26 protein-coding genes are annotated in these 26,246 nt (G+C 65.0%); 7 read left to right on the top strand and 19 right to left on the bottom strand.

The genetic code is table 11. The features are described 5' to 3' along the window. Positions 1-75 precede the first annotated feature (75 nt). Both KXR83_RS21565 and KXR83_RS21560 read left to right on the top strand, forming a co-directional pair. Positions 76-585 (top strand): RNA polymerase sigma factor, encoded by a 510-nt coding sequence (locus KXR83_RS21565; protein ID WP_437426614.1) that lies wholly within the window; start codon positions 76-78, stop codon positions 583-585. Continuing rightward, positions 582-1,901, top strand: coding sequence for a VOC family protein (locus KXR83_RS21560; protein ID WP_437426581.1), 1,320 nt, complete (start codon positions 582-584; stop codon positions 1,899-1,901). The genes KXR83_RS21565 and KXR83_RS21560 overlap by 4 nt, the downstream gene beginning before the upstream one ends. Positions 1,902-1,986: 85 nt before the next feature. On the opposite strand, the gene KXR83_RS21555 is transcribed toward KXR83_RS21560, so the two are convergent. From KXR83_RS21555 to KXR83_RS21535, 5 genes are all read right to left on the bottom strand, one after another. After that, positions 1,987-3,258, bottom strand: a complete 1,272-nt coding sequence (locus KXR83_RS21555; protein ID WP_437426580.1) for a M18 family aminopeptidase — start codon at positions 3,256-3,258, stop codon at positions 1,987-1,989. Between the two features lie 8 nt (positions 3,259-3,266). Then, positions 3,267-3,947: a phosphoribosylformylglycinamidine synthase subunit PurQ gene (gene purQ, locus KXR83_RS21550; protein ID WP_030173355.1), complete on the bottom strand. Its 681-nt coding sequence runs from the start codon at positions 3,945-3,947 to the stop codon at positions 3,267-3,269. Beyond that, positions 3,944-4,192 carry a phosphoribosylformylglycinamidine synthase subunit PurS gene (gene purS / locus KXR83_RS21545; protein WP_030173357.1) on the bottom strand — a complete coding sequence of 83 codons (249 nt, stop codon included), beginning with the start codon at positions 4,190-4,192 and terminating at the stop codon, positions 3,944-3,946. Before purS ends, purQ begins: the two co-directional genes overlap by 4 nt. A gap of 120 nt (positions 4,193-4,312) precedes the next feature. After that, positions 4,313-5,017: a DUF2334 domain-containing protein gene (locus tag KXR83_RS21540; protein WP_437426579.1), complete on the bottom strand. Its 705-nt coding sequence runs from the start codon at positions 5,015-5,017 to the stop codon at positions 4,313-4,315. A 94-nt stretch (positions 5,018-5,111) separates the two neighbouring features. Continuing rightward, a complete protein-coding gene (locus KXR83_RS21535) occupies positions 5,112-5,600 on the bottom strand; it encodes a glutathione peroxidase (protein ID WP_437426578.1) in 489 nt (162 codons plus the stop codon). A 117-nt stretch (positions 5,601-5,717) separates the two neighbouring features. Here KXR83_RS21535 and KXR83_RS21530 point away from each other — a divergent pair, with 117 nt between their 5' ends. Together KXR83_RS21530 and KXR83_RS21525 are read left to right on the top strand one after the other, a co-directional pair. Continuing rightward, the gene (locus KXR83_RS21530; protein WP_437426577.1) at positions 5,718-6,245 is read left to right on the top strand and encodes a MarR family winged helix-turn-helix transcriptional regulator; all 528 of its coding nucleotides are present in this window, start codon (positions 5,718-5,720) and stop codon (positions 6,243-6,245) included. 30 nt (positions 6,246-6,275) lie between these two features. Further along, a complete protein-coding gene (locus tag KXR83_RS21525) occupies positions 6,276-7,739 on the top strand; it encodes a DHA2 family efflux MFS transporter permease subunit (RefSeq protein ID WP_437426576.1) in 1,464 nt (487 codons plus the stop codon). Between the two features lie 117 nt (positions 7,740-7,856). Here KXR83_RS21525 and KXR83_RS21520 read toward each other — a convergent pair whose 3' ends face one another. Genes KXR83_RS21520 through KXR83_RS21510 form a run of 3 tightly spaced genes read right to left on the bottom strand, consistent with a single transcriptional unit; the run spans position 7,857 to position 11,307 of the window. Next, entirely contained in the window at positions 7,857-9,977 is a 2,121-nt protein-coding gene (locus KXR83_RS21520) for a S9 family peptidase (protein WP_437426575.1), read from the bottom strand. Next, on the bottom strand, positions 9,974-10,867 hold the full coding sequence (locus KXR83_RS21515; RefSeq protein WP_437426574.1) for a phosphoribosylaminoimidazolesuccinocarboxamide synthase: 894 nt from the start codon (positions 10,865-10,867) through the stop codon (positions 9,974-9,976). Before KXR83_RS21515 ends, KXR83_RS21520 begins: the two co-directional genes overlap by 4 nt. Positions 10,868-10,920: 53 nt before the next feature. Continuing rightward, entirely contained in the window at positions 10,921-11,307 is a 387-nt protein-coding gene (locus KXR83_RS21510) for a DUF1304 domain-containing protein (RefSeq protein WP_437426573.1), read from the bottom strand. A gap of 87 nt (positions 11,308-11,394) precedes the next feature. Between KXR83_RS21510 and KXR83_RS21505 the strand changes: the two genes are divergently transcribed. Next, complete coding sequence (locus KXR83_RS21505) at positions 11,395-11,685, top strand: SelT/SelW/SelH family protein (RefSeq protein ID WP_437426572.1); 291 nt, start codon at positions 11,395-11,397, stop codon at positions 11,683-11,685. A 162-nt stretch (positions 11,686-11,847) separates the two neighbouring features. Here KXR83_RS21505 and KXR83_RS21500 read toward each other — a convergent pair whose 3' ends face one another. The 6 genes from KXR83_RS21500 to KXR83_RS21475 all read right to left on the bottom strand — a co-directional run bounded on the left by KXR83_RS21500 (position 11,848) and on the right by KXR83_RS21475 (position 16,954). After that, positions 11,848-12,360 (bottom strand): pyridoxamine 5'-phosphate oxidase family protein, encoded by a 513-nt coding sequence (locus KXR83_RS21500; protein ID WP_437426571.1) that lies wholly within the window; start codon positions 12,358-12,360, stop codon positions 11,848-11,850. Beyond that, positions 12,357-12,806, bottom strand: a complete 450-nt coding sequence (locus tag KXR83_RS21495) for an SRPBCC family protein (protein ID WP_437426570.1) — start codon at positions 12,804-12,806, stop codon at positions 12,357-12,359. Before KXR83_RS21495 ends, KXR83_RS21500 begins: the two co-directional genes overlap by 4 nt. Next, complete coding sequence (locus KXR83_RS21490; protein ID WP_437426569.1) at positions 12,803-13,150, bottom strand: ArsR/SmtB family transcription factor; 348 nt, start codon at positions 13,148-13,150, stop codon at positions 12,803-12,805. The genes KXR83_RS21495 and KXR83_RS21490 overlap by 4 nt, the downstream gene beginning before the upstream one ends. Before the next feature lie 461 nt (positions 13,151-13,611). Then, a complete protein-coding gene (gene purB / locus KXR83_RS21485) occupies positions 13,612-15,060 on the bottom strand; it encodes an adenylosuccinate lyase (protein WP_437426568.1) in 1,449 nt (482 codons plus the stop codon). A 58-nt stretch (positions 15,061-15,118) separates the two neighbouring features. Next, positions 15,119-15,718 carry a TetR/AcrR family transcriptional regulator gene (locus KXR83_RS21480; protein WP_437426567.1) on the bottom strand — a complete coding sequence of 200 codons (600 nt, stop codon included), beginning with the start codon at positions 15,716-15,718 and terminating at the stop codon, positions 15,119-15,121. A gap of 84 nt (positions 15,719-15,802) precedes the next feature. Next, positions 15,803-16,954: a pyridoxal phosphate-dependent aminotransferase gene (locus KXR83_RS21475; protein WP_437426566.1), complete on the bottom strand. Its 1,152-nt coding sequence runs from the start codon at positions 16,952-16,954 to the stop codon at positions 15,803-15,805. A 90-nt stretch (positions 16,955-17,044) separates the two neighbouring features. On the opposite strand from KXR83_RS21475, the gene KXR83_RS21470 reads away from it, so the two are divergent. After that, entirely contained in the window at positions 17,045-18,010 is a 966-nt protein-coding gene (locus KXR83_RS21470) for an alpha/beta hydrolase (RefSeq protein WP_437426565.1), read from the top strand. Positions 18,011-18,060: 50 nt separating this feature from the next. Here the strand turns inward: KXR83_RS21470 and purD are convergent, their stop codons facing one another. From purD to KXR83_RS21450, 4 genes are all read right to left on the bottom strand, one after another. Then, positions 18,061-19,311: a phosphoribosylamine--glycine ligase gene (gene purD, locus KXR83_RS21465; RefSeq protein ID WP_437426564.1), complete on the bottom strand. Its 1,251-nt coding sequence runs from the start codon at positions 19,309-19,311 to the stop codon at positions 18,061-18,063. 26 nt (positions 19,312-19,337) lie between these two features. Continuing rightward, positions 19,338-20,627: a low temperature requirement protein A gene (locus tag KXR83_RS21460; protein ID WP_437426563.1), complete on the bottom strand. Its 1,290-nt coding sequence runs from the start codon at positions 20,625-20,627 to the stop codon at positions 19,338-19,340. 81 nt (positions 20,628-20,708) lie between these two features. Then, positions 20,709-22,880 (bottom strand): ArnT family glycosyltransferase, encoded by a 2,172-nt coding sequence (locus tag KXR83_RS21455; protein WP_437426562.1) that lies wholly within the window; start codon positions 22,878-22,880, stop codon positions 20,709-20,711. Further along, the gene (locus tag KXR83_RS21450; RefSeq protein ID WP_437426561.1) at positions 22,877-24,151 is read right to left on the bottom strand and encodes a glycosyltransferase; all 1,275 of its coding nucleotides are present in this window, start codon (positions 24,149-24,151) and stop codon (positions 22,877-22,879) included. Before KXR83_RS21450 ends, KXR83_RS21455 begins: the two co-directional genes overlap by 4 nt. 236 nt (positions 24,152-24,387) lie before the next feature. Between KXR83_RS21450 and KXR83_RS21445 the strand changes: the two genes are divergently transcribed. Next, entirely contained in the window at positions 24,388-24,813 is a 426-nt protein-coding gene (locus tag KXR83_RS21445) for an HIT family protein (RefSeq protein WP_023957423.1), read from the top strand. Positions 24,814-24,826: 13 nt separating this feature from the next. On the opposite strand, the gene KXR83_RS21440 is transcribed toward KXR83_RS21445, so the two are convergent. Next, positions 24,827-26,197, bottom strand: coding sequence for a sensor histidine kinase (locus KXR83_RS21440; protein WP_437426560.1), 1,371 nt, complete (start codon positions 26,195-26,197; stop codon positions 24,827-24,829). Between the last annotated feature and the right edge of the window lie 49 nt (positions 26,198-26,246).

Genomic DNA, 26,246 nt, shown 5'->3' with positions numbered 1-26,246 from the left:
TATGAGGATGTGAGCGGCACAGCGGGGAGCACGTCGAATCGGGCGGACGGTGGACCACCGTCGGCCGGGCGGACTCTGCTCGACCTGTACGACGAGGCGCTGCCTGCCGTGTACGGGTACCTGCTGCGGCGAACACGTGACACCAGCGTGGCCGAAGATCTCACCTCGGAGACATTTCTGGCCGCGATGGACAGTGCACGTCGTGTGGACGCTCCCGAACCGTCCATCCCATGGCTCATCGGCATCGCCAGACACAAACTGGCAGACCACTGGCGTCGCATGCAGCGCACCCCGACACCCGTCGACGAGGTGCGAGACGACCCCGCCGATGACGATTGGGACGTTCATCTGGACCGGTTGGTGGCCGAGTACACCCTCGCCCAGTTGTCCACCACGCACCGGGCAGTGCTGACCCTGCGGTACGTCGACGACTGCACGGTCGGTCAATGCGCGGAGCTGTTGGGCCGCACCGTCGCGGCCACCGAGGCGCTGCTCACCCGGGCCAAGCGGGCCTTCCGCACGGCCTATCCCGACACCAACGATCCCAGTCCCACGTCGCTGCGACCGAGAGGAGGCCGGTCATGAACCCAGACCTCGACCCGTTCACCGCACTGGCCGCAGACGATGTCCCGGTCGCGCCCGACCCCGCCTTCGCGCGTCGGCTGCGAACGCGGCTCGAACGGGGACTGGACCTACCCGAAGGAGTGACCATGTCCACAGATGTCTTGCCCGAACCCGTAGATGCCGCCGAGTCAATCGGTGTCGCCGAAACTCGCAGTCCTGCAACGCCCTCTGTTGTCGAGCGTCCCGGCGCGTTGCCCTACCTCACCGTCGCAGACCCCGGCGCAGCCATCGAGTGGTACACCGAGCACCTCGGTGCGCAATTGCGTGGCGAGCCGATTGTGATGGACGACGGGAAGATCGGCCACGCCGAACTCCTGATCGGCGGCGGGGTCATCTACCTTGCCGGCGAGTTCGCGGAGCTCGGCCTCAAGGCCCCTGCGCCACAATCTGTCTCGGTCTCGCTGATGTTGCCGGTGACCGACACCGATCTCGCGGTACGCAGAGCAGCCGACGGTGGCGCAACCGTGCAGAGCGAACCGTACGAAGGCTACGGATCGCGGACCGGATCGATCATCGACCCGTTCGGTCACCGCTGGATGCTGACGGGACCATCCATGCCCCCTGTCCCGGAAGGGAACCCGGTGGAGGGGATCCAACGCGGCGATCTCGGTTACTGCTCGCTGTGGACCACCGACGTCGACCGGGCCGCCCGTTTCTACAATGCGGTCCTTGGCTGGGAGTTCGACTCGGAGACCGGTCAGGTCACGAACCTCGCGCAACGGTTGGGCATCTTCTCCGTTCCCGGTAATCCGACGATGCTGTGCGCGTACGCCGTTGACGACCTGGACAAGGCCCGGGCAGACATCGCCGCCGCCGGCGGTTCCACCGGCGAGGTGCAACAGCTCCCCTTCGGCGAACTGCTCGACGCCGTCGACAACCAGGGGGTCGCCTTTGCCGTGTACCGGCCGAACGGCAACGATCCGCGTCCTCCGGTGAACGGTACGGATCATGGCGAACTGACGTACATGACCCACTACACCTCGGACAGTTCTCGGTGGCGCGACTTCTACGGTCGGGTGCTGGGCTGGAGTTTCACCGGTGGCAGGATGGACGACGGTTGGGAAGTGGTGGACGGCCACCCGATGACGGGCATCGCCGGTGGACAGGACCATTCGCTGTCGGTGCCGATGTGGGTGGTCGATGACATCGACACCGCCGTCGAACGAGTTCGCGCGGCCGGCGGCATGGTCATCGAAGGCCCCACACGGCAGTCCTACGCCATCTCCGCCGAATGCCTCGACGACCAGGGCAGCCCGTTCTGGTTGGCGCAGTACTGACCTCGCCGGTCACAGACCCTCCGACTTCGACCTCATCCTCCGACTGCAACCGGAGGATCTGGCCGAAGTCGGAGGTTCTGGGCCGTCAGGGGTTCAGGAACGCAGCCAGTGCGGCCGAGTACATTCCCACGTCGGCCGTTCCCATCAGCTCGCGGGCGCTGTGCATCGCGAGCTGCGGGGCACCGACATCAACGGTGGTCAAACCGGTTCGGGTGGCGGTGATCGGGCCGATGGTCGACCCGCACGGCAGATCCGCACGATGGACATAGCGTTGCAGTGGCACGCCGGCCTGCTCCGCTGCCACCGCGAACAGCGCTTCGCCTTCGGCATCGCTGGCGTAGCGCAGGTTCTGGTTGACCTTCAGCACCGGTCCTCCGTTGATGGAGATCTGATGTGCCGGTTCGTGGCGCTCGGGGTAATTGGGGTGGGTGGCATGGGCCATATCACCGGAGGCGCACGCACTCATCGACATCGAGCGTAGATAGTCCTCACGAGAACCTCCGCCCGCCAACACGATTCGCTCGAGCACCGTGGGGAGCAATTCCGACGCGGCGCCCCGATCCGAACCACTGCCGACCTCTTCGTGGTCGAACAGTGCGAGCACGGGGATGTACTGCCCCACCCCGCCTTCGACAACATCGACGAGCGCGCGGGTGCCGGCGTAGCAGGTTCCCTGGTTGTCCAGCCGGGGTGCGCTCAGCAGGTCGTCATTGACTCCGACCACTCGGCTCGGCGCCAGGTCGTGGGTCATCAACTCCCAACCGAGGAGCTGATCCACGCTCACCTCTGCCTGTGCGGCAATCCATTCCATGAAACCGGGGCCGCTCTCACCCACCGACCAGATGGCGTTGACATGCCGCTGCGGATCGAGCGTCACACCGGCCCGGTCCTCGGAGAGATGTATCGCGAGCTGCGGCACACGCAGAACAGGTTCGTCGATCTTGATCAGTTGGCGACGAAGCCCTTTCGAGTCCCGGATCGCCAGCCGACCGGATATGCCCAGATCGCGGTCGAGCCACGAATTGAGCAGTGCGCCACCGTATTTCTCCAAACCCACCATCGACAGGCCTGCCGAGCGGAGACCGGGGTTCTGCTTCACCCGGAGGTTGGGACTGTCGGTATGACCCCCGACGATCCGGAAACTGCGTCCCGGTCCACTGCTGTCCCAGGCGACGATCGAGCCCCCGCGCATCACGTAGTGCCGCCCGGGTTTACTCGGCCACTGATGCTCTTCGCTCAGCTCGCGAAAGCCCGCCGCCTCGAGCGCCTTGGCCACCGATTCGCACACGTGGAACGGCGACGGCGATGCGTCGACGAACCTACCCAGTCCGGCCGCGTCGGCCGAGGTGGTCACCATGGTTGTGCTCAGGCCGTGGTGAGCACTGCGTCGAGAGCGGAGTAGAACAACCCGAGGCCGTCGTCACTCGGTCCGGTCAGCGCTTCGGTGGCGTGTTCGGGATGCGGCATCAAGCCCACCACGCGCCCGTTGGCGCTGGCGATCCCGGCGATGTCGCGCATCGAGCCGTTCGGGTTGTCGCCGGCGTAACGGAACACCACGCGGCCTTCACCCTCGAGTTCGTCGAGCACTGCCTCGGACGCGACAAAACGGCCTTCACCCGATTTGAGCGGGATGAGGATTTCTGCGCCCGGCTCGAAACGGCTGCTCCACGACGAAGCGGTCGACTCGACCTTCAGCCACTGGTCGCGACACAGGAAGTGCAGTCCGTTGTTACGGGTGAGTGCCCCGGGCAACAGCCCGGCTTCGCACAGCACCTGAAAGCCGTTGCAGATTCCGAGAATTGGCATTCCCTTGCCTGCGGCCTCGACCAGCGCACCCATCACGGGAGCAAATCTGGCGATCGCACCGGCGCGCAGGTAGTCGCCGTAGGAGAAGCCACCGGGAACCACAACGGCGTCCACACCCTGCAGGTCGCCGTCGCCGTGCCACAGTTCCACCGGCTCGCCACCGGCCAGGCGCACCGCGCGTGCGGCATCGATGTCGTCGAGCGACCCCGGGAACGTGATGACCCCCACGCGTGCCGTCACGATGCGGCCTCCTGCACCCGGGTCACCGAGTAGTCCTCGATGACGGTGTTGGCCAGCAACTCTGCCGCGATGCGGTCGAGCGCTTCGTCATCCACCGAGTCGTCCACTTCCAGTTCGAAACGCTTGCCCTGGCGCACGTCGGCGATGCCGTCGAACCCCAATCGACCCAGCGCGCCGCTGATCGCCTGACCCTGCGGATCCAGGATCTCGGCTTTGGGCATCACGTCAACTACCACTCGAGCCACTTGGGCGCTCCTCTTCAGCTGCGGTTTTCAGCCGTCACTCTACCGGCAATGGCTTGATGGACCGGCCCCGGAGGTTGTGGGCTCGAACTGGCCCGGGACTCTCGGCGTCGACTTCCTGCCTCAGGCAGCTCGTCGCAGCGCGGTGGACGTGAGGTTGCGGTACGTCACCGGCTGCGCGCCGTGGAGCAAGGCGAGGTCGATGCAGTCGAAAACGGCTTTGCCCGTCACCGGCTCGCCGAGGTGTTTGGCGGCCACCGAGAGCCGGACCACTCCGCCGCGGCGCGCCACCCGGACGGTGTTGCGGACGAGGAGCCGGCACCACCATGACTCGGCCGAGAAGCCGTCGCCGATTCCGAGGACTCGCGCCTTGGTCGACGCCCCGGTCATCACATCTTCGATGCTGGTGAAGCCCAGGTTGGTACGGAATCCGCGACCGGCCAGGGCAGAGCGGGCGCCCGGCGATGCATTCCACCGGGGCGCGGCGAAGATCCGGGTGCGTAGCCCGATCTGCTCGAGCATTCGGTCGGCGGCGAGCAGTCGTAGACCGGCCTCGTGTGCTCCGAGTTCGGCGAACTCGGCTCGCCGGCGGCGGCTGGGTACCTGGTTGTACCCGTGCAGGACAATCGCGTCGTCGCCGCTGCGCCGTTCCCGCAACCACGCGCAGGTTTCGGCGTCCTCGGCCAGGCGGTAGCCGCCCTTGAGGCGAGGCGCGGCGAGGAACGACAGCGGCACGTCACGCGTGGCCACCTCATCGGCGAAGGCCTGGACCTGCGCGAGGGTGGTGTCACGGATACCGGAAACCGAGACGATCAGTTGTCCTGCCACGGTGCCCAGTATTGCGGGCACAGGTGGTCAGCCGGTTGCCCTCAGGTGGACAACACGCAAAATCCGCGACCGCCCCAGCACACGCCCGGGACCGCTATGCGAGCGCTCGCTCGATGGCCTCGACCACTTCGGTCGCCTCCGGCTCGGTACGCGGGCGGAACCGTCCTACGACCTCTCCGTCCGCGCTGAGCAGGAACTTCTCGAAGTTCCACTGGATGTCACCGGCTTCGCCATCAGCATCTGACGCCTTGGTGAGTTCGGAGTACAGCGGGTGGCGGTCGTCGCCGTTGACGTCGGTCTTCTCCAGGAGCGGGAACGTCACACCGTAGGTCGTCGAGCAGAACGTGGCGATCTCCTCGGGGGTACCGGGCTCCTGCCCCATGAACTGGTTGCAGGGCACACCCACCACGGTCAGGCCGCGATCGCGGTAATCCTCGGCCAACTTCTCGAGGCCGGCGTACTGCGGCGTCAGACCACACTTGCTGGCAACGTTCACCACGAGAACGGGGCCGCCGAACTCTCCGAGAGTGGTCGAGTCGCCGGACAGTGTGCGCAGGGGAATGTTCTTGATATCGGTGGTCATTCACACAGGCTACGACGATGCTGCCGTCAGGTGGCGACAGTCGGGCCCAGCCCATGTAACCGAAAACACAGTTGGTTGCGCTGGTGTCAATAGTTGCGTCGGCGTTACCGTTAGCCAGTGTCACAATCAGGCGAGGTCGAAGAGACCTTTCGAACGGTGCACGAGTTCCTTACCCGATTGTCCTGCGCGCTCGACGCCGACGCGATGGACGACCTCATCGAGACAGACTTGGGTTTCACCCACTACAAGGCTCTGCTGATCCTCAACCGGCACGGTAATGCGCTGTCGGTCAACGAGTTGGCAGACGAGCTCCACCTGTCTCTCGCTGCCGCCGGGCGTGCCGTCGACAAGCTCGTCGGGCTCTCGATGGTGTCGAGACGCGAAGACGAGCACGACCGCCGGATCAAGAGGATCTCGCTTGCCGAAGGTGGCGAAAAAGCAGTTGCGCTGAGCATCCGGCGCCGAGAAGACTCGGTGCGTGATGTGATCGCAAAACTCCCGAGCCACATGCGCGCTGATCTCAACAGTGCTCTGCTCCCCATCCTCGCCGGCGACTATCTGAGCACGCCGATGTGCTCCGACAACGTCCGCACTGGTTCTGCCACACAGGGTTTGGCGGCCACCACTTCGGCCGCCGCCCGATAGACATTCGAACACGATCGAGAAAGTGACCCCATGACCTCACCGTCAACAACGTCGAGTGCGAGCGACAAGCTCGATCCGGCAGTGATCAAAATCGCTGCCGTGGTCGTGCTCGGCGCGATCATGTCGATTCTCGACACCACGGTTGTGTCCGTGGCGCAGAACACATTCCAGGATGAGTTCAGCACCGACCAGGCCGGTTCGGCGTGGACGATGACCGGTTACACGCTCGCCCTGGCCGCGGTCATCCCGCTGTCGAGCTGGGCCGCCGCACGTTTCGGCACCAAGAAGGTCTATCTCACGTCGCTGGTGCTGTTCGTCCTGGGCTCGGTGCTGTGTGCGCTGGCCTGGAGCATCGGCACCCTGGTCATCTTCCGGGTGCTGCAAGGTTTCGGCGGCGGCATGCTGATGCCGGTCGGAATGATGATCCTGACCAAGGCTGCGGGCCCGGCTCGGGTTGGTTCGGTGATGGCAGTGCTCGGCATCCCAATGCTCCTCGGCCCCATCCTCGGGCCGATCATCGGTGGCGCCCTGATCGAATACGCCAGCTGGCATTGGATCTTCCTGATCAACGTGCCGATCGGTGCACTCGCCTTCGCGTACTCCTACTGGATCCTGCCCAAGGACAACGAGACGTCGCGGCCGACGTTCGACTTCATCGGACTGCTGCTGTTGTCCCCCGGCCTGGCGCTGTTCCTCTACGGCATCTCCTCGAGTACCGAAGAGGGCACCTTCATGACCGCAAAGGTGCTGATACCGGCCGTGATCGGAGCGATCCTGGTTGCCGGGTTCATCGTGCATGCCCTGCGTGCCCGTAACCCTCTGCTGGACCTGCGGCTGTTCACCAACAGCAAGTTGTCGTGGTCGGTGGTGACCATGTCGCTGTTCATGATCGCGTTCTTCGGTGCGATGTTGCTGTTCCCGCAGTACTACATCGGCGTTCGCGGCGAGACCACGCTCTTGACCGGGCTGCTCATCGCACCCCAGGGCATCGGGGCGATGCTCACCATGCCGATGGCAGGTCGGCTGACCGACAAACACGGCCCCGGCAAGATGGTGATCCCGGGCATCGTCCTGATCGCGATCGGACTCGGCGTCTTCATCTTCATCGGCGCCGACACCTCGTACTGGCTCCTCGGCGCGGCTCTGTTCGTCCAGGGCCTCGGCATGGGTATGACAATGATGCCCATCATGTCCGCCGCGCTGGCGACACTCAATCCGGCTCAGGTTCCCGACGGTTCGACTCTCATGAACGTTGTGCAGCAGGCGGCAGGGTCGGTGGGTACCGCGGTCATCTCGGTGATCTTGGCCAACAACGTCAAGGGTGCTGTCGAGAGCGGCGGCGACATTGCCGGAGCCTTCGGTGACACGTTCATCGTCTCGGTCGGGCTGATCGTGCTGACGCTGATCCCCGCGTTCTTCTTGCCGCGCAAGCGGATAGTCCACGACGCGGTTGATGCCGACACCGAGGCCAAGACCCCGGTGATCATGCACTGACCACCGGACCGCACGGTTCGGCCCAGACAGGCAGTTCAGGTAAGGCAAGCAGTTCAGATCAAACAAGCGGCGCGACCCGGCACCAGCCGGGTCGCGCCGTTTTGTGTAGTCCAGTTCTCAGACGGCGCCTGTCTGACGCAGTACCCACGCGTACTCGAAGGCGACTTCTTCCCACTGCTTGTAACGGCCACTGACACCACCGTGTCCGGCCTTCATCTCGGTCTTCAATAGAATCGGCGCATCTCCGGTTGTGCTGTCCTGCAGCCGGGCAACCCATTTCGCCGCCTCGGTGTAGAGGACGCGGGTGTCGTTGAGCGAGGTGACCGCCAGGATCTGCGGGTACGACTTGGCGTCGACGTTCTCATACGGAGAGTACGACTTCATGTACTCGTAGACCGTCTTGTCTGCCAACGGGTTTCCCCACTCGTCCCACTCGATGACGGTGAGCGGCAACGACGGATCGAGGATGGACGTCAGCGGATCCACGAACGGGACCACCGCGAGTATGCCGTTGAACAGCTCGGGCGCCAGGTTCGCGACCGCACCGATCAGAAGGCCACCGGCGCTGCCGCCCTCACCGACCAACTGCATCGGGGTGGTGACACCGGTCTCGATCAGATGTTCTGCAGCAGCAACAAAATCGGTGAAGGTGTTCTTCTTGGTGAGGGTCTTACCTGTCTCGTACCAATGCCGGCCCATCTCACCGCCACCGCGAATGTGGGCGATGACAAACACGACGCCGCGGTCGAGCAGCGACAACCGTGAGATCGAGAACCCTGGGTCGTTGCTCGATTCGTAGGAGCCGTACCCGTACAACAACGTGGGCGCGGGCCCGTCGGCGTGTTCACGGCGCCGGATCACCGAGAGTGGGATCTTGGTGCCGTCGCCGGCCGTGGCCCAGTCCCGGTACTGCTCATACTCGGCCGGGTCGAAGTCGCCGAGTACCTGCTGACGTTTGAGCAGCGTCCGTTCGCCGGTCGCGACGTCGAGATCGAACACCTCTGTTGGGTTGATGAAACTCGTGTACCCGATGCGCAGTCGCGGCGCCGCCCACTCGGGGTTGCCGCCGAGTCCGGCCGAGTAGAGCTCCTCATCGAACGAGACCTCGACGAACTCCGGTGTGCCGCTTCCGTTGAGCTGCGCGATGGACAACCGCGGCAACGCTTCTCGCCGATAGCTCAGTACCAGCTGACCGGCGAAGGCGTCGACATCCTCGATCCGGACCTCCGGGTCGTGCGGGACCAGCACCTGGGTGTCGGTGGGATCGGTGACGGGCGCATCGAGCAGCTCGAAGTTCTCGGCATTCTTGTTGTGCAGGATTAGGAAACGATCCCGTCCGTCGATCACGGCATGCTCCACGCCGTACTCGACTCCCTCTTCACGGGGCCACACCACGGTGAACTCGCCGGTCGGGTCAGCAGCGTCAAGGATCCGGACCTCGGTGGTGATCTTCGAACCGAGCGTGATCATCAAGTACTTGTCACTGCGGGTTCCACCGATACCCACCCAGTACTGCTCGTCGGGCTCGTGAAACACCTTGACGTCGGGCGTACCTGCACCGAGGTCGTGGCGCCAGACGGTGTCGGGCCGCCATGCCTCATCGACGGTCTGATAGAAGACATGGTTGCCATCGAGCGACCACAGCGCGCCCGGCGCGGTGTCACGGATCTCGTCGGCGAGCAGCTCGCCGGTGCGAAGATCCTTGAACCGCATGGTGTATCGCTCGTCACCAGCTGTGTCGACGCTGTACGCCAGAAGATTGCCGTCTTCGCTCACCGAGAGCGCACCGAGACTGAAGAAGTCGGTGCCCTCGGCCTCGACGTTCGAGTCGAGAAGGATCTCCTCCCCCGGCACACTCTGACCGGGCTCAACCGTCGGCGGCGTCCAGTCGTCGGGGCCGGCGATCGGGCACCGCGCCCTGAGTGCGTACTGCTTGCCCTCTTCGGTACGTGCGTAATACCAGTACTGACCACGTCGCGTCGGCACCGACATGTCGGTTTCCTGGGTGCGGCCCTTGATCTCGTTGTAGATGTCCGCGCGGAGATCTGCGAGGTCGGCGGTGTGCGCGGCGGTGTACTCGTTCTGTTGTTCGAGGAACGCGATGACCTCGGGATCCTCTTTGTCGCGCAACCACTCGTAGTGGTCGATCACGGTGTCTCCGTGGTGTTTGCGCTCGAACGGGATCTTCTTCGCGACGGGCGGCGCTCCTGCTGCTGCGTCCTGCGAGGTGTCGGTCACTGCTCTCCCTTCGGCCAGTCATCAAATGACAGACCTGAAATACGTTCGTAGGCTTCGATGTAGCGGTCACGGGTACGTTGCGCGACGTCGTCCGGCAACGGCGGTGGCGGATTGTCTGCATCGCGGTCCCACCCGGAGTCGGGGCCGGTCAGCCAGTTGCGGACGATTTGTTTGTCGAAACTGGGCTGCACCATGCCGGCCCGGTAGTTCGCCGCGTCCCAGTACCGCGAACTGTCCGGCGTCAAGACCTCGTCGGCGAGGACAACAGTGCCTTCCTCGTCGAGGCCGAACTCGAACTTGGTGTCGGCCAGGATGATTCCACGCTCTGCCGCCAGTTCAGATCCCCGCGAGTAGATGTCGAGGGTGAGGTCTCTGAGCTTTTGCGCGAGCGTTTCACCGACGGTGGCCACCACTGCGTCGAAGCTGACGTTCTCGTCGTGCTGGCCGATGTCTGCCTTGGTCGCAGGGGTGAAGATCGGCTCGGGAAGTCTACTCGACTCCTCGAGCCCCTCCGGGAGAGCGATACCGCAGACCGAGCCGGTGGCGATGTAGTCGAGGAGGCCGGATCCGGTCAGGTACCCGCGCGCGACACACTCGACGGGAAGCATGTCGAGCTTCTTCACCACAAGCGCTCGGCCCACCAGGTCGGCGGGGATACGATTGTCGGTCGGATCGCCCGCCAGGTGGTTGGGAACACCCAGTGCACCGAAGTAGTAGACGCTCATCGCGGTGAGAACCCGGCCCTTGTCAGGGATGGGCGTCGGCAAGATGTGGTCGAAGGCCGAGATGCGGTCGGATGCCACCATCAGCATCGTCTGCTCGTCGATCGAATAGAGGTCACGTACCTTTCCGGCCGCGAGATGTTCGTAGGACTCCAGGCTCGGACGCATGGTTTTCAGGCTAGTCGGGGCGGCACGCCATTCGACGTCCAGGGCGGGTGGCGCTAGAACACCAGGCCGGCAGCGAGAGCCGCGACGCCGATTGCCGGCGGCGTCAGCTGGATCAGCGCCGAACGCCCCTTCTCGGGCGACGAGATCAATAGAACGAGACCCGCGGCAACCATCGACCCAGCGCCGGCGAACACCAGCGCCGCTCCGGCATCGGTGTGATCGAGAAGGGTCAGCACGATTCCGACAGCGGTGACGATCGCCAGGAACAGGTTGTAGAACCCTTGATTGAAGGCCATCTCCCTGGTCGCTTCGGCTTCCTCGGCTGTGGTTCCGAAGGTCTTGCGGGTTGCCGGTGTCGTCCACCGCAGCGATTCGAGCACAAAGATGTACACGTGGATGAGTGCCGCAATCGCGGTGAATATGAGGCCTACTACCGTCACGTCGTTGTCCCGTCCGCAGTCATGTGGTCTTCGCTACCGATGTCGGCACGAATATCCGCCGACTGCGAAGACTGCCACAATGAACCGGTGAGCACATCGGCTGCATCGATCACCATCACTTACTGCACTCAGTGCAACTGGGTACTTCGGGCGTCGTGGATGGCAACGGAGTTGCTGAACACCTTCGGTACCGAACTGGGGTCAGTGACCCTGGTGCCAGGTACCGGCGGTGTGTTCACCATCGAGGTCGACGGACAGCTGGTGTGGGAGCGCAAGCGTGACAACGGCTTTCCGGACGTCGTCACTCTGAAAAAACTCGTGCGCGACATCGCGGTGCCGGATTGGAATCTCGGGCACGCCGATACTGCGGCCGAGTAGTACTCGACGTCGCCTGAGCGCGTCGTCGAATATAGGTTTCCCACCCCTGCTAGGAACCTCCGGCAACGAAGTCTCTTCAGATCGTGCGCAGAAGTTGTTTCGAGATAGGCCCACCGGCTTTGAACGCCGGCCACTAGAGCGCGCGTTGGCGATCCGACAACCTCAACCCGGAGCCCTCATCGCGGTCGGGGCCGCACCTGGGAAACGCGTCTCGAAATCGAGTACACCCACCCACGTCGGAACCACGCCGATCCGATGCATCGTGGCGCCATCGGCACGCAACCCGTCGAAGTAGGTATCGGCTTGTGCCGGTGGCATGTCCCGTCGCATGACGAGCTCGTATTCGGGCACGATGCCGTCGATGTCGGTGATTACCGCATTGCCTCGCATCAGTAGGACATGCGGCGTTTCCGACACCGTGTCGATGGTGATCGCCACTGCCGGTCGTCGACGAAGCGCCGAGACTTTTGCGGCCCCGGCGAACGTGGCCATGACCAATTCGGTACCCGTCCACCAGTGATTCATCGGGAAAACCCGCGGGCTGCCGTCGGCCGCCACATACGCGAGCCGAGCAGGCGATGCGAGGCTCAGAAGTTCGCGGGCCACGTCCGTCTCGAGCAGTCCGATGTCGCCCTGCGGAAGCATATTCGGGTCGATGTGCGCCGCGGTTGTCACCGGACTTCCACCAGTCGCCTCAAGTTGTCGAAGCAGCTGTCCCATCCGCCGCGGGCGCCGTCTTCCGGACTCAGCGGTCCCGGTGCGAGGAGGTGGAAGGTCATGGCGGTGGTGCCCGGCGTTGTTTCTTCGAAGGTCACCGTGCAGACGGAGACGCTGTCGGCGTTGGTCGGATCGCCCCAGGTGAAGACGAGGCGGCTTGGTGCCGAAACCTCCTGATAGACACCACCAGTGGCGAATTCCTCCCCGTCGGGGCTGATCATCACCCCGCCGTAGCTGCCGCCCGGTCGTGCGTCGCCATGCATACGGTCACGTGGCATGGTGAAACCCTCGGGGCCCATCCACTGCGCAGCCTGGTCGTTGTCGACCCAGGCGTTGAATACCGCCTCGGGAGTGGCAGCGAACTCTCTGACGATCGTGAACTCGCGAGTTGCCGTGTCTGTCATGATGTTTCCTTTCCTTGGCCGGACCCGGTGATCCGGTTGATGTGTTGTTCGAGACGGTCGAAACTGCCGTCCCAGAAACGGCGATAGCCGGCCAGCCAGTCGCTGGCCGCAGCCAACGGCTCGGCTTCGAGAGAACACGGTCGCCACTGCGCGTCGCGGCCCCGCGAGATGAGTCCGGCCCGTTCCAGGACCTTGAGGTGTTTGGACACCGCCGCCAAACTCATGTCGAACGGCTCGGCCAGCGCCGACACCGTCGCCTCCCCTTCCGCGAGCCGAGCTAGCAGAGCCCGTCGCGTGGGGTCGGCGAGTGCCGCGAACACGGCACTGAGTTGATCGTCCGGCACGTCGTTCTCCCTTATTCAACCAACTGGTTCTGAACCAGTGGGTTGAATACTACGGACTTGGGAGTGGCTGTCAACCCGTTGTGGCCCCTATTGGCGCGCATGAACTCCGACTCCGGTCAGAAACTCCGGCTGCAACCGGAGGAAGTCGACGAAGTCGGAGGGTCTACACAGCCGGCAACGCGGGCCCACAGCAGAACCTCCGACTCCAGCCAGGAGCTCCGGTTGCAACCGGAGGAAGTTCACGAAACCGGAGGGTCTGCCCAACCAGCCGGCCAGGGCCGAACCCAAAACCTCCGACTCCAGCCACAACCTCCGGTTGCAACCGGAGGAAGTCCACGAAACCGGAGGGTCTACGCAACCAGCCGGCCAAACCAAAACCTCCGACTTCAGCCAGAAACTCCGGTTGCAACCGGAGGAAGTCGACGAAGTCGGAGGGCCTACCCGACCAGCAGGGGAAACGGTCAGAGAATTGGGGCCGGCGCATAGCCGGCGGCGTCGGGATACTGATCGACGAGTTTGCCCACCTGAGCGACGACGTCGGCCACCTGGTGCTCTGCTGCGCCGATGAATGCCGATTTGTCGGCAAGCGCGGCGTCGAGCCCGGCGCGGTCGAGCGGGATCCTGTCGTCGGCGGCCAGACGGTCCAGTAGGTCGGGATCGCGACCGTCTTCGCGCATGGCGAGGGCCACGGCGACGGCATTTTCCTTGATCGCCTCATGCGCGACCTCGCGACCGACGCCTGCACGAACCGAGGCGATGAGGACCTTGGTGGTCGCCAGGAACGGCAGGTACCGGTCGAGTTCCTTTGCGATCACCGCGGGGTAGGCACCGAACTCGGCGAGCACCGTCAGGAACGTCTCGAGCAGTCCGTCGATGGCGAAGAAGGCGTCGGGCAAGGCCACGCGGCGCACCACCGAGCAGAACACGTCGCCCTCGTTCCACTGCGCGCCGGCCAGTTCCGCAGCCATCGATCCGTAGCCGCGAAGCACCACGGCGAGCCCGTTCACCCGCTCGCAGCTGCGGGTGTTCATCTTGTGCGGCATCGCCGAACTGCCGACCTGCCCTGCCTGGAAACCTTCCGTGACCAGTTCATGGCCTGCCATCAGGCGGATGGTGTGAGCCAACGACGAGGGTCCGGCAGCGACCTGGACCAGCGCCGAGACCACGTCGTGGTCGAGCGACCGCGGGTACACCTGACCCACCGACGTCAGCGACTTCGAGAACCCGAGGTGGTCGGCAACTCTCGACTCGAGCCGGGACAGTTTGTCGACGTCACCGTCGAGGAGGTCGAGCATGTCTTGGCTGGTGCCCATCGGGCCCTTGATCCCGCGGAGCGGGTAGCGGTCGATCAGCTCGCGCAAGCGGGTGAGCGCGATGAGCAGTTCGTCGGCCGCCGACGCGAATCGCTTGCCCAGGGTGGTGGCCTGCGCCGCGACGTTGTGGCTGCGACCGGCCATCACCAGCGTGGAGTACTGGGCGGCCCGGTCGGCCAGGCGTGCCGCAGTGGCGACACCGTGTGCATGGACGTGCTCGAGCGACCGCAGGATCTGCAATTGCTCGACGTTCTCGGTGAGGTCGCGGCTGGTCATCCCTTTGTGGATGTGCTCGTGGCCGGCGAGGGCGTTGAACTCCTCGATGCGCGCCTTCACGTCGTGGCGGGTGACCCGTTCACGGTCGGCGATGGAGGCCAGGTCGATCTGGTCGAGCACACGTTCGTAGTCGGCGATCGCCTCATCGGGCACGTCGACGCCGAGTTCCTGCTGCGCTTTGAGGACTGCGACCCAGAGTTGCCGCTCCAGGACGATCTTGTGATCGGCGGACCACAACCGCACCAGATCTGCCGACGCATAGCGACCGGCCAGCACGTTCGAGACCCGCGGTTTCTCGGTCGGCGATTTTGTTTCAGACACGCCTCATTATGCGACATGTCAGCCACGGCTCCCGCACACGGCGGTCACGACCGGCGCATCACACCGCGGCGACGGGTGCGAGCTGGTCGATGACCTCGCTCAGGGCGGTGCGGGTCACCTTGACCACGTCCTCCACCGAGTCGGCAAGGGCCCCGATCACCACACCGTCCTCGACAGCCATCAACTGTTCGATCCCACTGGGATCGGTGCTGCGGCCCGACTTCTCGAGAACCTCGAAGTGAGTGTTACGCAACGTGTTTCGGTGGTCGATGAGAACCTGTTGCAGTCGCGGCACCCGCGCACTGAGGACAATTGACTCGAACCGGCAGGTCAGACGCTCTCGCGACGTGTCCTCCCCGATGAAGACATCGGCGAGTACTTCGGCCGTCGCCTCTGCCCCGCGGCGACGCCGAGTCAACCCCCGGCCCCTCTCGATGATCGCATCACAATCATTCGAACAGGCGGACGCCACTGCCTCGGCAACCAAATCCTCAAGTGAGGCAAAGTAATACGTTGTGGAGGCAAGCGGAAGCTGCGCCCGGTCGGCCACCGCCCGATGCCGGACGGCGTCAAAACCGCCTTCCAGAAACAATTCCCCGGCGGCGGCGATCAATCGCGCCCTTCGGCGCGTCCCCTTGGGGGTCGCTGCTGCTCTCACCCCGCCATGGTGGCAAAGGGCACGCGGCGGCGGGATCGTTTCGGCAAAAAACTGACCTCCGGAAAGGATTTCGGTGATGCTCGCTCAGCTGAGCACCGGACGGAGGAGTTGCAACGCCCGCTCGATCTCGTCGGTTGCGCCGGCGAAACTCATCCGCACGGTTCGGTGTCCCTTGTGGGTGTCGAAGTCCAGACCCGGCGCCATGGCGACCCCGGTCTGCTCGAGCACGCCTTCACACCAGCCCAGCGAATCGTCGGTGATCGCACCGACATCGGCGTACACATAGAACGCGCCGTCGGGAGGTGCCACGTCGGTGATGCCGAGCGCGGCGAGGCCGCCCACCAACAGCTCGCGATTTCGCGCGTAACGCCGTACGTGCCCGTCCAGTTCGGCACGTGACTCGGGGGTGAACGCTGCGACCGCGGCGTGCTGGCTGATGGTCGGTGGACAGATGGTCATGTTCGCCGTGAGTCGCTCGACGGGCCGCCGCAGAGGTTCGGGCACCAGCATCCAGCCCAGTCGCCAGCCGGTCATACAGAAGTATTTCGACACCGAACCCATCACCACCGACTGGCGCGACGTCTCCCATGCGCATGAGGTGGGCCGCCCGTAACTGATGCCGTGGTAGATCTCGTCCGAGATGAGCAACGTGCCGTGGGTGTCGCACCAGGCGGCGAGATCGGCGAGTTCCTCGGGCGCGAGGATTGTTCCGGTGGGGTTCGCCGGGCTGGCGACGATCAATCCGGCCGGCGGCCGATCGAGCTGTTCGAGCATGTCGACCGTCGGCTGAAACCGCGTTTCGGGTCCACAGTCGAGTTCGAGTACCTGGCAACCCAGCGCCGAGAGCGTGTTCCGATATGCGGGATAGCCCGGTCGGGCCATGGCCACCGTGTCACCTGCGTCAAAAGCCGCGAGGAAGATCAGGGTGAATGCACCGGATGAGCCCGTGGTGATCACGACGTCGTCCGCACTCACCTCCACTCCGTAGGTGTCGCGGTGATGCGCCGCGATCGCCTCGCGCAGCGGCGCGATGCCGAGCGACTCGGTGTAGCCCAGTGGAAAGGCATGCAAGGCGGCCGCGGTGGCCTCGAGGACCGGCGCCGGAGCCGGGGTCGAAGGCTGACCGGCGGCCAACGAGACGACGTCGAGGCCGCGGGCCCGTCTTTTGGCGATCGCTGCCAGCACGTCCATCACATGGAACATCTCGACCTGGGATCTGTCCGATTGCGACCGCATCTGTCGAAGTTAGCGCCTGCCGTAAACGACATCGCGTCAGAGGGTCGAACGGTCGCTCGGCGCCGCGCCGCAGGTACCGTGTATCTCGCAATGACTACCACAGGCAACCGCTTCCAGCGACCCGGAAGCAACGACGACGGCATTTCCGGACTCGCCGATCTGGCGATACCCCGTCGTTCCCTGCTCACGGCCGGTGCCGGCCTGGGCGCCATGGGGCTACTGGCAGCGTGCGGATCCGGTGACGGGTCAAAGCGCGTGGCACCTCAGCCGGCCCGCGCGGACGACCCCAAGACCACCTCTACCGCGCCGACTGTTCCGCAGAGCGGGACTGCCGAGATGTTCAGTGGCAGCTTTGTCTCCGCCAAAATGCTTGGACGTCAGACCAATTGGATCGTCGCACGGCCGGCCGGCGTCACCGGCGAGTTGCCGGTGGTGGTGGTGCTGCACGCCTTGAACACCGACCAGAGGGCGGCTTTCGGCGGGGGCCTGGAGATGCAGAACCTGATGCAGGACTGGGTGAACCAGGGCAATGCGCCTTTTGCCCTCGCTGCCGTGGATGCGGCGCGCAGCTACTACCACCCCCGCGCCGATGGCACCGACGGCGGCGCGATGGTGCTCGACGAGTTCCTGCCGCTGCTCGACGGCACCCCCGAACTGCAGCTGCGCACCGATCGCATCGGGTTCTTCGGCTGGTCCATGGGCGGCTACGGCGCACTGCGCCTGGGCGCACTGCTGGGCGCACCACGCGTATCGGCCATCGCAGTCAGCTCCCCCGCGCTGTGGGGCGACCCAGCGACCTTCCCGCCGCGAGCGTTCGACAGTCTCGCCGACTACCAGGCCAATTCGCTTTTCGGGCAGCAAGATTCGTTCATGAAGATCCCACTGCTGATCGAGTGTGGATCCAGCGACCAGTTCTTCACCTACACCCGCCAATGGATGGCGGGACTGCGTCCACCACCGGCTTTCGGCACCTCACCCGGCGGACACACCAACCGATACTGGCGCGGCGTCCTGCCGGGGCAGATCGCATTTCTCGGCCGAAACCTAGCTGCCTGAGTCGCCCGCCGGCGGCCTACAAATCGGCTTAAGGCCTTCTTCGGCGGCAATCAGATCGAGATACGGCCTTCTTCGGCTGCCAGGCCGATGTCGCTGCGGTAATGCGCACCCGCCAGCTTGACTGCCGACAGTCGCTGGTAAGCCTGGGCCCGTGCGGCGGCCAGGTCTTCTCCGACACCGACGACGCTGAGCACACGCCCGCCACTGGAGACCACCGATCCATCAACCGATGCGGTACCGGCGTGCAGCACGCCCTCCGCATCGGCACCGGTGATCGGATCGCCCGTGCGGGGTCGACCCGGGTAGTTCTCGGCTGCCAGCACCACGGTGACGGCGGCCCCGGGCTCCCACTCCAGAGGCGGCAGCTGGTCCAGGTGCCCTGTCGCGGTGGCGTTGAGGGCGACGCCCAGCGGCGACTTGAGAAGAGCGAGAACGGCTTGGGTCTCGGGATCGCCGAAGCGACAATTGAATTCGACCACTGCCGGTCCGTCTGCGCCGATGGCCAGACCGGCATAGAGCAGTCCCGAGAACGGGATCCCGCGCCGGGCCAACTCCGCCGCGACCGGTGCGACGACCTCGTCGACGATCCGTGTGGTCATCTCCTCGGGCAGCCACGGCAACGGCGTATATGCGCCCATGCCACCGGTGTTCGGCCCCGCGTCGCCATCGCCGACCCGCTTGTGGTCCTGGGCGGGCAACAATGGAACCACCGTCTCACCGTCGACCAGACAGAAGAGCGACACCTCAGGGCCGTCGAGGAACGACTCCAGCAGTACCGGGTGGCCGCTCTCGAGGAGGTCGGCCGCGTGGGCGCGGGCGGCAACGCGGTCGGCAGTGACCACCACGCCCTTACCTGCGGCAAGGCCGTCGTCCTTGACAACCCAGGTGGGACCGAAGCGGTCGAGGGCGGCATCGAGCCGGGCCGGGCTGTCGACGATCTCGCTGTGCGCCGTACGCACCCCCGCAGCGGCCATCACATCTTTGGCAAAGGCCTTGGAGCCCTCGATCTTTGCTGCCTGCTCACCAGGTCCGAAGGTTGCGAATCCGGCTGCCCGCAGAGCATCGGCAACACCGACCACCAAGGGGACCTCGGGGCCGATGACCACCAGGTCTGCCTCGATCTCCCGGGCCAGCGCCACCACGGCGTCGGACGAGACGATGTCGACCGCATGATTGGTGGCCACAGCTGCAGTGCCGGGATTGCCGGGGGCAACATGCAGATCGGTGACCGAGGGGTCGCGGTCCAGGCCCAATACGAGGGCGTGTTCGCGGCCGCCCGATCCGATCACGAGTACTCGCACGTGCCAGACCTTACCGTCCGCCGCGATCAGCGCGAACCGGCCACCAAAGCCTCGAGTGCCTTCTTGCGTCCTTCACTGCCGAGTCGCTCGTCGACCACGATGCAGAGCGCCGGTGCCAGGGCGATCACCACAAGACACGTCACCACCGACACCCCGTTCGCTGCCAGCAGCACCGCGACCGCCAGGATGGCGCCCGACCCGACGGCCAACGCCACATTGATTCGATCGAAGCCCAGCAGGAAGCCGTACAGCAGGAAGACCGACCCGATGAAGACCCCGACGGGCAGCACCACGGACACCACCGCGGCCAATTCGCTGATGGTCGCCTTGTGTTCGATGAACAGTGCCGCCACGTGAAGTCCCGCCCCCATCATCGCGATCGACATGAAGACGATGATGTGGAAGTACCCGAAGACAAACGCTTTGCCACGCTGCAGGTGCAGGGCGTGGCCGGCCGGAACGATGAAGTAGACCCACCACATGCCGAACGTGATGCCAACTCCGGCGAGGCCGAGGATCGCCGTCTCCAGAGTCCATCCGGCCGAGTGGACCACCGCCTGCAGCGCCACGGTGGTGCCGACGATGCCTTCGCCCAAGGTGATGATCGCGAGCAGACCGTACCGCTCGGCGATGTGATGGGCGTGCCACGGCGTTGTGCCCTCATCGCCGATGTTCTCGGCGATCGCCGGAACCGCCATCTCGCAGACGACCAGCACCCCGATCACCAGCAGGGTCTGCAGCAGGGTGGTGTCGAGGAAGATGGCCGCAATCCAGGCAATTTGCACAACACTGATGCCGGCTGCGTACGTGAGGCAGGTCCGGCGGTAGTCAGGGCTGCTCAGGGCGGCGCGGACCCATTGGATCACCATGGCCAGGCGCATCACCACATACCCGAGGACGAGCACGCGGTTGTCGACGACACCGCCCTTGTCCACCGACGCGAACAGCGGCTCGATACCCAGGGCGAGGATCAGGACACCCACCATCTGCAGCATCGTCGTCAGGCGATACACCCAGTCGTCGGTGTCGAATGCCGAAGCGAACCAGGTGAAGTTGATCCACGCCCACACCGCCGCGAACGTGCAGAACACGAACCCGATCACGGCGGTCTTGTAGTGCCCTTCGGCGACGAAGTGCGCGACTTCGCTGCCGGCAAACGCGAAGGCGACCACAAATGTGAGATCGAAGAACAACTCGAGGCTGGTTGCCGCGCGCCCGTCCTCATGCGGGTCGCGGCCGCGCATACGGGTCACCCGGTGCCTGAGTTGGGCGACACTCGCGGTGGCCGGACGGACGTTGCTCTCGGGCTCGCTCATGTCGGAGACACCTTCTCTGTCAGGCTGTCCTTTTCGCCGAACAGCACTGCGAGCTTAGAAGAAGGTGCCTCCGATCGTTGATCAGGCGGGCGCGGAGAGGTCGTAGAGCGTCACGCCGTCCACTGTTGTACTGGCGAAGTTGGCCTCCACCCACTCGGTGATGTCCGATCCGCTGCCGCTGCCCATCATGCCCCCGCCGCTCATGCCGCCCATCATGCCGCCGCCCGTGGCGATGAAGTAGTGGATCTCGCCGTCCTGCACGTACTTCTGGAACTCCGCGAGCGTCGGAGACGGGTCGCTGCCGTTGAAGCCACCGATCGGCATCACCGAACGCTCGGTCGCGAGCTGGTAGCCCGAGGCACTGTTCGATCCGATGGCGGCCGCGACCCACGTGTAGTCGTCGGCATCGGTGTTCAGCAACGCCACCAGCTCATCGCTCGGGCGCGAGCCCTGCAGTAGACCGCCGCCGGTACCACCCATGCCTCCTGGCCCGCCGGACAGCTCGGACGTACCGTCCTGCGGCACCTGGGCGCCCGCTTGTCCGGGAGGCATGGTGCGGCCCTGACCGTTGGGCATCCCCGGCACGGTGCCTTGAGTGTTCGACATGCCGGGAGGCATACCGCCGCCTGCCGCACCCCGGGCCATTCGCATACCGCCGCCTGGACCGAACCCTCCTTGCGAGGAGGGGCCTGCGCTCGGGATCGATCCCGAGCGTGCGCTGCTCACCGTGTCGATGGCGTATGCCGCCGGCCCCGCGAGCCCGAGGACGACCGCGACCAGAGCCGCGACCAGCGCACCGCGCCGCGCCGCGGTGTTCCGCAGACTCGACAGGAGCAGACCCAGTGCAGCGACGATCGAGCCGACGAGGACGATATATCTCAGCCACGGCATGAAGTCGGCGGATCGACTGAGCAATACAAAAGACATGACGCCGGCCGCCAATGCCGCGGCAGTGAGAGCTGCCGGTACCCAACGCTTCTCGCGTCGACGCCAGCACTCCACCGCGCCCGCACCCACCAGAGCGGCAACGGCCGGCGCAAGCGCCACTGTGTAGTACGCGTGGAAGATCCCCGCCATGAAACTGAAGACCGCCATCGTCGTGATCAGCCACAAGCCCCAGACGACCAGCAGGGCGCGGCGACTGTCGGTTCGGGACGCTCTGCCGCGCAACACGATCGCAGCGATTCCCAGGATGAACGCGGCCGGGATCAGCCAGGCGATCTGACCACCCTGGCCTGAATCGAACATCCGGGTGATGCCGGTTTCACCCCACATCCCGCCACCTGCGCCGGGGCCGGTGAACGTCGCTCCACCGGGCGTCGCGAGTTCATTGACGCCTCCCGTGGCCGGGGCACCGAACCGTTCGGCCATTCCGCCGCCCGGGCTCACGCTACCGGTCTCGTTCCCGTTGAGACGTCCGAAACCGTTGTAGCCCAATGTGAGTTCCAGAATGGAGTTGTTCTGCGATCCACCGATGTAGGGCCGCGAGTCCTTCGGCCACAATTCCACGGCCAACACCCACCATCCGGCCGACACGATCATGGCGCCGAGCGCTGCGAAGAGATGGCCCAGTCTCTTGAGCCAGGTCTTCTGCCCGAATGCGATATAGGTCAACGCGAGCGGCGGTATCACCAGGAACACCTGCATCTGCTTGGTGAGGAAGCCGAAGCCGACGAACACACCCGTCAGGATCATCCAGCGTATCCGTCCGTCGTCGATGGCTTTCAGCGTTGCCCACACCGCGGCGATCATCAGCAGCACCAGCAACGCGTCGGGATTGTTGAACCGAAACATCAACGCCGCCACAGGGGTCGACGCAAGTGCCCCACCGGCGATCAGCCCACCCGCCGGGCCGAATCGATGACGCACGATCCAGTACAGCAGCGCCACCGACGCGACACCCATGAGTGCCTGTGGAGCGATGATCGACCACGAGTTGAGCCCGAAGACACGGACGGAGATCCCCGGGATCCACAACGACATCGGCGGCTTGTCCACCGTGATCGAGTTGGCGGCATCCGAGGACCCGAAGAACCAGGCCTTCCATGACTGGGACCCCGCTTGGATGGCCGCCGAATAGAACGAGTTGGCCCAGCCATTGATGCTCAGATTCCATAGGTAGAGCAGGCCGGTCGCGACAACAAGGATCGCGAAGGCCGGCCATTCCCACCGTGGCCGGGCCGACGCCGCTGACGGCGAATCGGGGGCATCGGGAGCAGGATCGGCCGGCGGTCGATCGATGAGCACAGTCATGCCGAGACCTCTTTCACAGTGCGGTGCGATGCGCGAAACACCCAGCGGAATCCGAGGAAGCGCAGGATCGTGGCTACGAGGTTGGCCACCACGAGCACAACCAACTCGGCGTGCTTGGACGCATCCGGAGCCCAGATGTGGACCAAGAGAAGCGATCCAGCTGTCAGAACCCAACCGAACACGAAGATCGCGATCCCCTGGAGATGATGCTTGGCGGCATCGTCCCGTCCGCGGACCCGAAAGGTGAACGCGCGGTTGGCGGCGGTGTTGAACACGGCCGTGATCAGCAACGACAAGAAGTTGGCCGTCTGTGCCCCGACGATCGAATGCAGAGCCAGGTAGAGCACCGCGTAGGCGATGGTGGAGGCCACCCCGACCACACAGAACCTGGCCAGTTGACCCACCATCCCACGCGGCACCCCGGTCACCTGCGGCCCGGAATCGTTGCGGCCGAAGCTGTCCCGCAGATCCGATACCGGCAGCCGTCCACTGGCGAGAGCTCGTCCGACACGCCAACAACCCTTGACGTCCTCGGTGGCCGTCTTGACGATGTCGACCTTGCTGGCCGGATCGTCCACCCAGTCCACCGGCACCTCGGCGATCCGAAGCCCGGCCCGCTGTGCGATGACAAGCATCTCGGTGTCGAAGAACCAGCCGGTGTCATCGACCATCGGCAGCAGACGCCGAGCCACGTCGGCGCGAACCGCCTTGAATCCGCACTGCGCGTCGGAGAAAGTCGCCCCCATCGTGGTGCGCAGCAGCAAGTTGTAGCCACGAGAGATGAACTCTCGCTTCGGTCCTCGAATCACCCGCGACGAGCGGGTCAGCCGAGAGCCGATCGCCAGATCCGAATGTCCCGACACCAGCGGCGCAACCAACGGCAGCAGTGCATTGAGGTCGGTCGACAGGTCGACGTCCATATACGCGACCACCCGTGCATCGCTGTCCTGCCACATCGCTTTGAGCGCCCGGCCCCGACCCTTCGCGTCGAGATGCGCCACGCGCACCCGCCGCCCGCCATCGATCGCCGCAGCCAGACGGCAGGCGATCTGCAACGTGGCATCGATGCTGGCGTTGTCCGCGATGGTGATCCTGGCCGAGTAGGGCATCTGGGTGTTCAGGTACTCGGCCAGCTGATGCACACACCTGCCCAGGTCGAGCTCCTCGTTGAAAACCGGGACAACTATGTCGAGAACCGGTCCTGGTGGCGTGTGGTCGAAGACGATTGCGGCGGTCTCGCTCGGCGCATCGTCGAGGGTGTCTGCTGTCATGGCACACACTCTGGAATCCGGACCTGCCGCACACCTCGGGCGTAGCTGTCAAAAAGCTGTGTTGTCTGGCTCGCTCCGCTCGCTTTGTCGGCGTGGCCATCGGGCGGTTGCTCTTCCCTTCTCCTCACATCGCTGCGCTCGTTCGTCGGCAGTCCAGATCAACCGCGGCCACACCTCCGGCTTCGCTTCGGCTGCGTAGCGAGTCGCGATATCGCACGTACCAATATGCTCATCCCATGGCATCTGTTTTCAGCATGATCATCAACGGCGACATCCCCGGACGGTTCGTGTGGAAAGACGACGACGTGGTGTCGTTCCTGACCATCAACCCAGTCACCGACGGTCACCTGCTGGTGGTGCCGCGCCAAGAGGTCGACCATTGGGAAAGCGTGGATCCCGAGCTGTTCGGAAAGATCAACACGGTGGCGCAGACCGTCGGCCAGGCCGTGAAGGAAGCGTTCGACGCGCCGCGGATGGGTTTGCTCATCGCCGGACTGGAGGTTCCGCACCTGCACGTCCACGTGTTCCCGGCCTGGCAGCTCGAGACCTTCGACCTCGCCACCGCCGACAAGGACCCCGACCCCGCGGCCCTGGATGCGGTTGCCGACAAGATCCGGGCGAAGCTACGCGAACTCGGTCATACCGATCACGTGGCCGACTGACTCACCGGCTTCCTCAGCGCTCGCGCGGCAACCGGACCCAGAAGGTGGCACCGCCACCCGGTGTGTCGTCGACCCCCACGGTTCCGCCATGCGCGGCAACAAGGGCTGCGACGATCGACAAGCCGAGACCGCTGCCCGAGGAGTGCTCGGTGCGGTGGCGCGAGGCATCGGCCCGGTAGAAGCGCTCGAACACCTGGGTTTTGTCCTCGTCGCGTAGGCCTGGTCCGGTGTCGGCAACCTCCAGAACCGCGTCATCTCCGCTGGTGCCGACCCGCACGGTGATGGTGGCCTGCGGCGGGGTGTGCCGGATGGCGTTGCCGATGAGGTTGCTCAGCACCTGGGCCAGGCGGTCGGCGTCACCCTGCACTTCCGGAAGGCCGGGGCCGTCGAGCACTTGCACCGAGATGTCCCGATCGGGTGCGGTGGCCCGCGCGCTGTGCACCACGTCGGAGGCGAGCGCGAGCAGGTCCACGGGCGCATGCTTGATCGGGCGATGCGCATCAAGACGCGCGAGCATCAGCAGGTCCTCGACAAGCAGTCCCATCCGTCCGGCTTCGGTTTCGATCCGCGACATCAACTGCGCCGTGTCTGTCATCGCGCCCTGCCGGTAGAGCTCGGAGAACCCCTTGATCGACGTCAGAGGTGTGCGGAGTTCGTGGCTGGCGTCGGCGACGAATCTGCGCATCTTGTCCTCGGAGCGACGAGCCTGCTCCTCTGACGCGGCGGTCGCGGCAAACGCGTTCTGGATCTGGTGGAGCATGGTGTTCAGCGACGCACCGAGTCTGCCGACCTCGGTGTTGGGTGCAGCCGGTGGTACGCGCTGGTCGAGGTCGCCGGCGGCGATCGCCATCGCCGTGTTCTCGACGCGCTGCAACGGCCGTAAACTGCTGCGCACCAACAGGTATCCCAGCGCTCCGACCAGAAGTACCACTCCCACGCCGATCCCGAGTTGCAGCCATATCAGCCGCGTGACCGTGTCGTCGACGTCGGTCAGCTTGATGGCGACGATGGCCGTTCCGGTGGGCGAACTCGTCATGATCACCCGCCATCGGGGATCTCCCCCGTCGGCCGATGTGACCGTCACCGGGTCCGACCCGAGTTTGCTCAGGTCGCCGAGGTCGGGTTGACCGCCGAAGTCGTTGATCTTCAGCACGGTTCCGTCAGCGCGCTGCACGTACACAAAGTAGGGCGTCGGAGGCCGGCCGATCTGAACGTCCTCGGGCTTGGGGAGTTGTGGGGGCAGCTCTTTCGGCCGCGCCCAGGTCTGTGAGGCCTCGCGCAACGACTTGTCCGTGCGGTCCATCAGGTTGTTTTTCATCGCCGACGTCACGGCGATACCCGACACCAACAGTCCGAGCATGACGAGCACCAGTGTCAGCGCCACCAGTGACACCCGCAGGGGTACCCCGCGGCGTGGGACTGTGGCCGCCGCG

Origin of the sequence: Williamsia muralis, assembly GCF_051487485.1 — a bacterium.
GTDB classification, from domain to species: Bacteria; Actinomycetota; Actinomycetes; order Mycobacteriales; family Mycobacteriaceae; genus Williamsia; species Williamsia muralis_B.
Note: the sequence above shows the minus strand (reverse complement) of the source record. Positions and strands in the feature narration are given on the sequence as shown.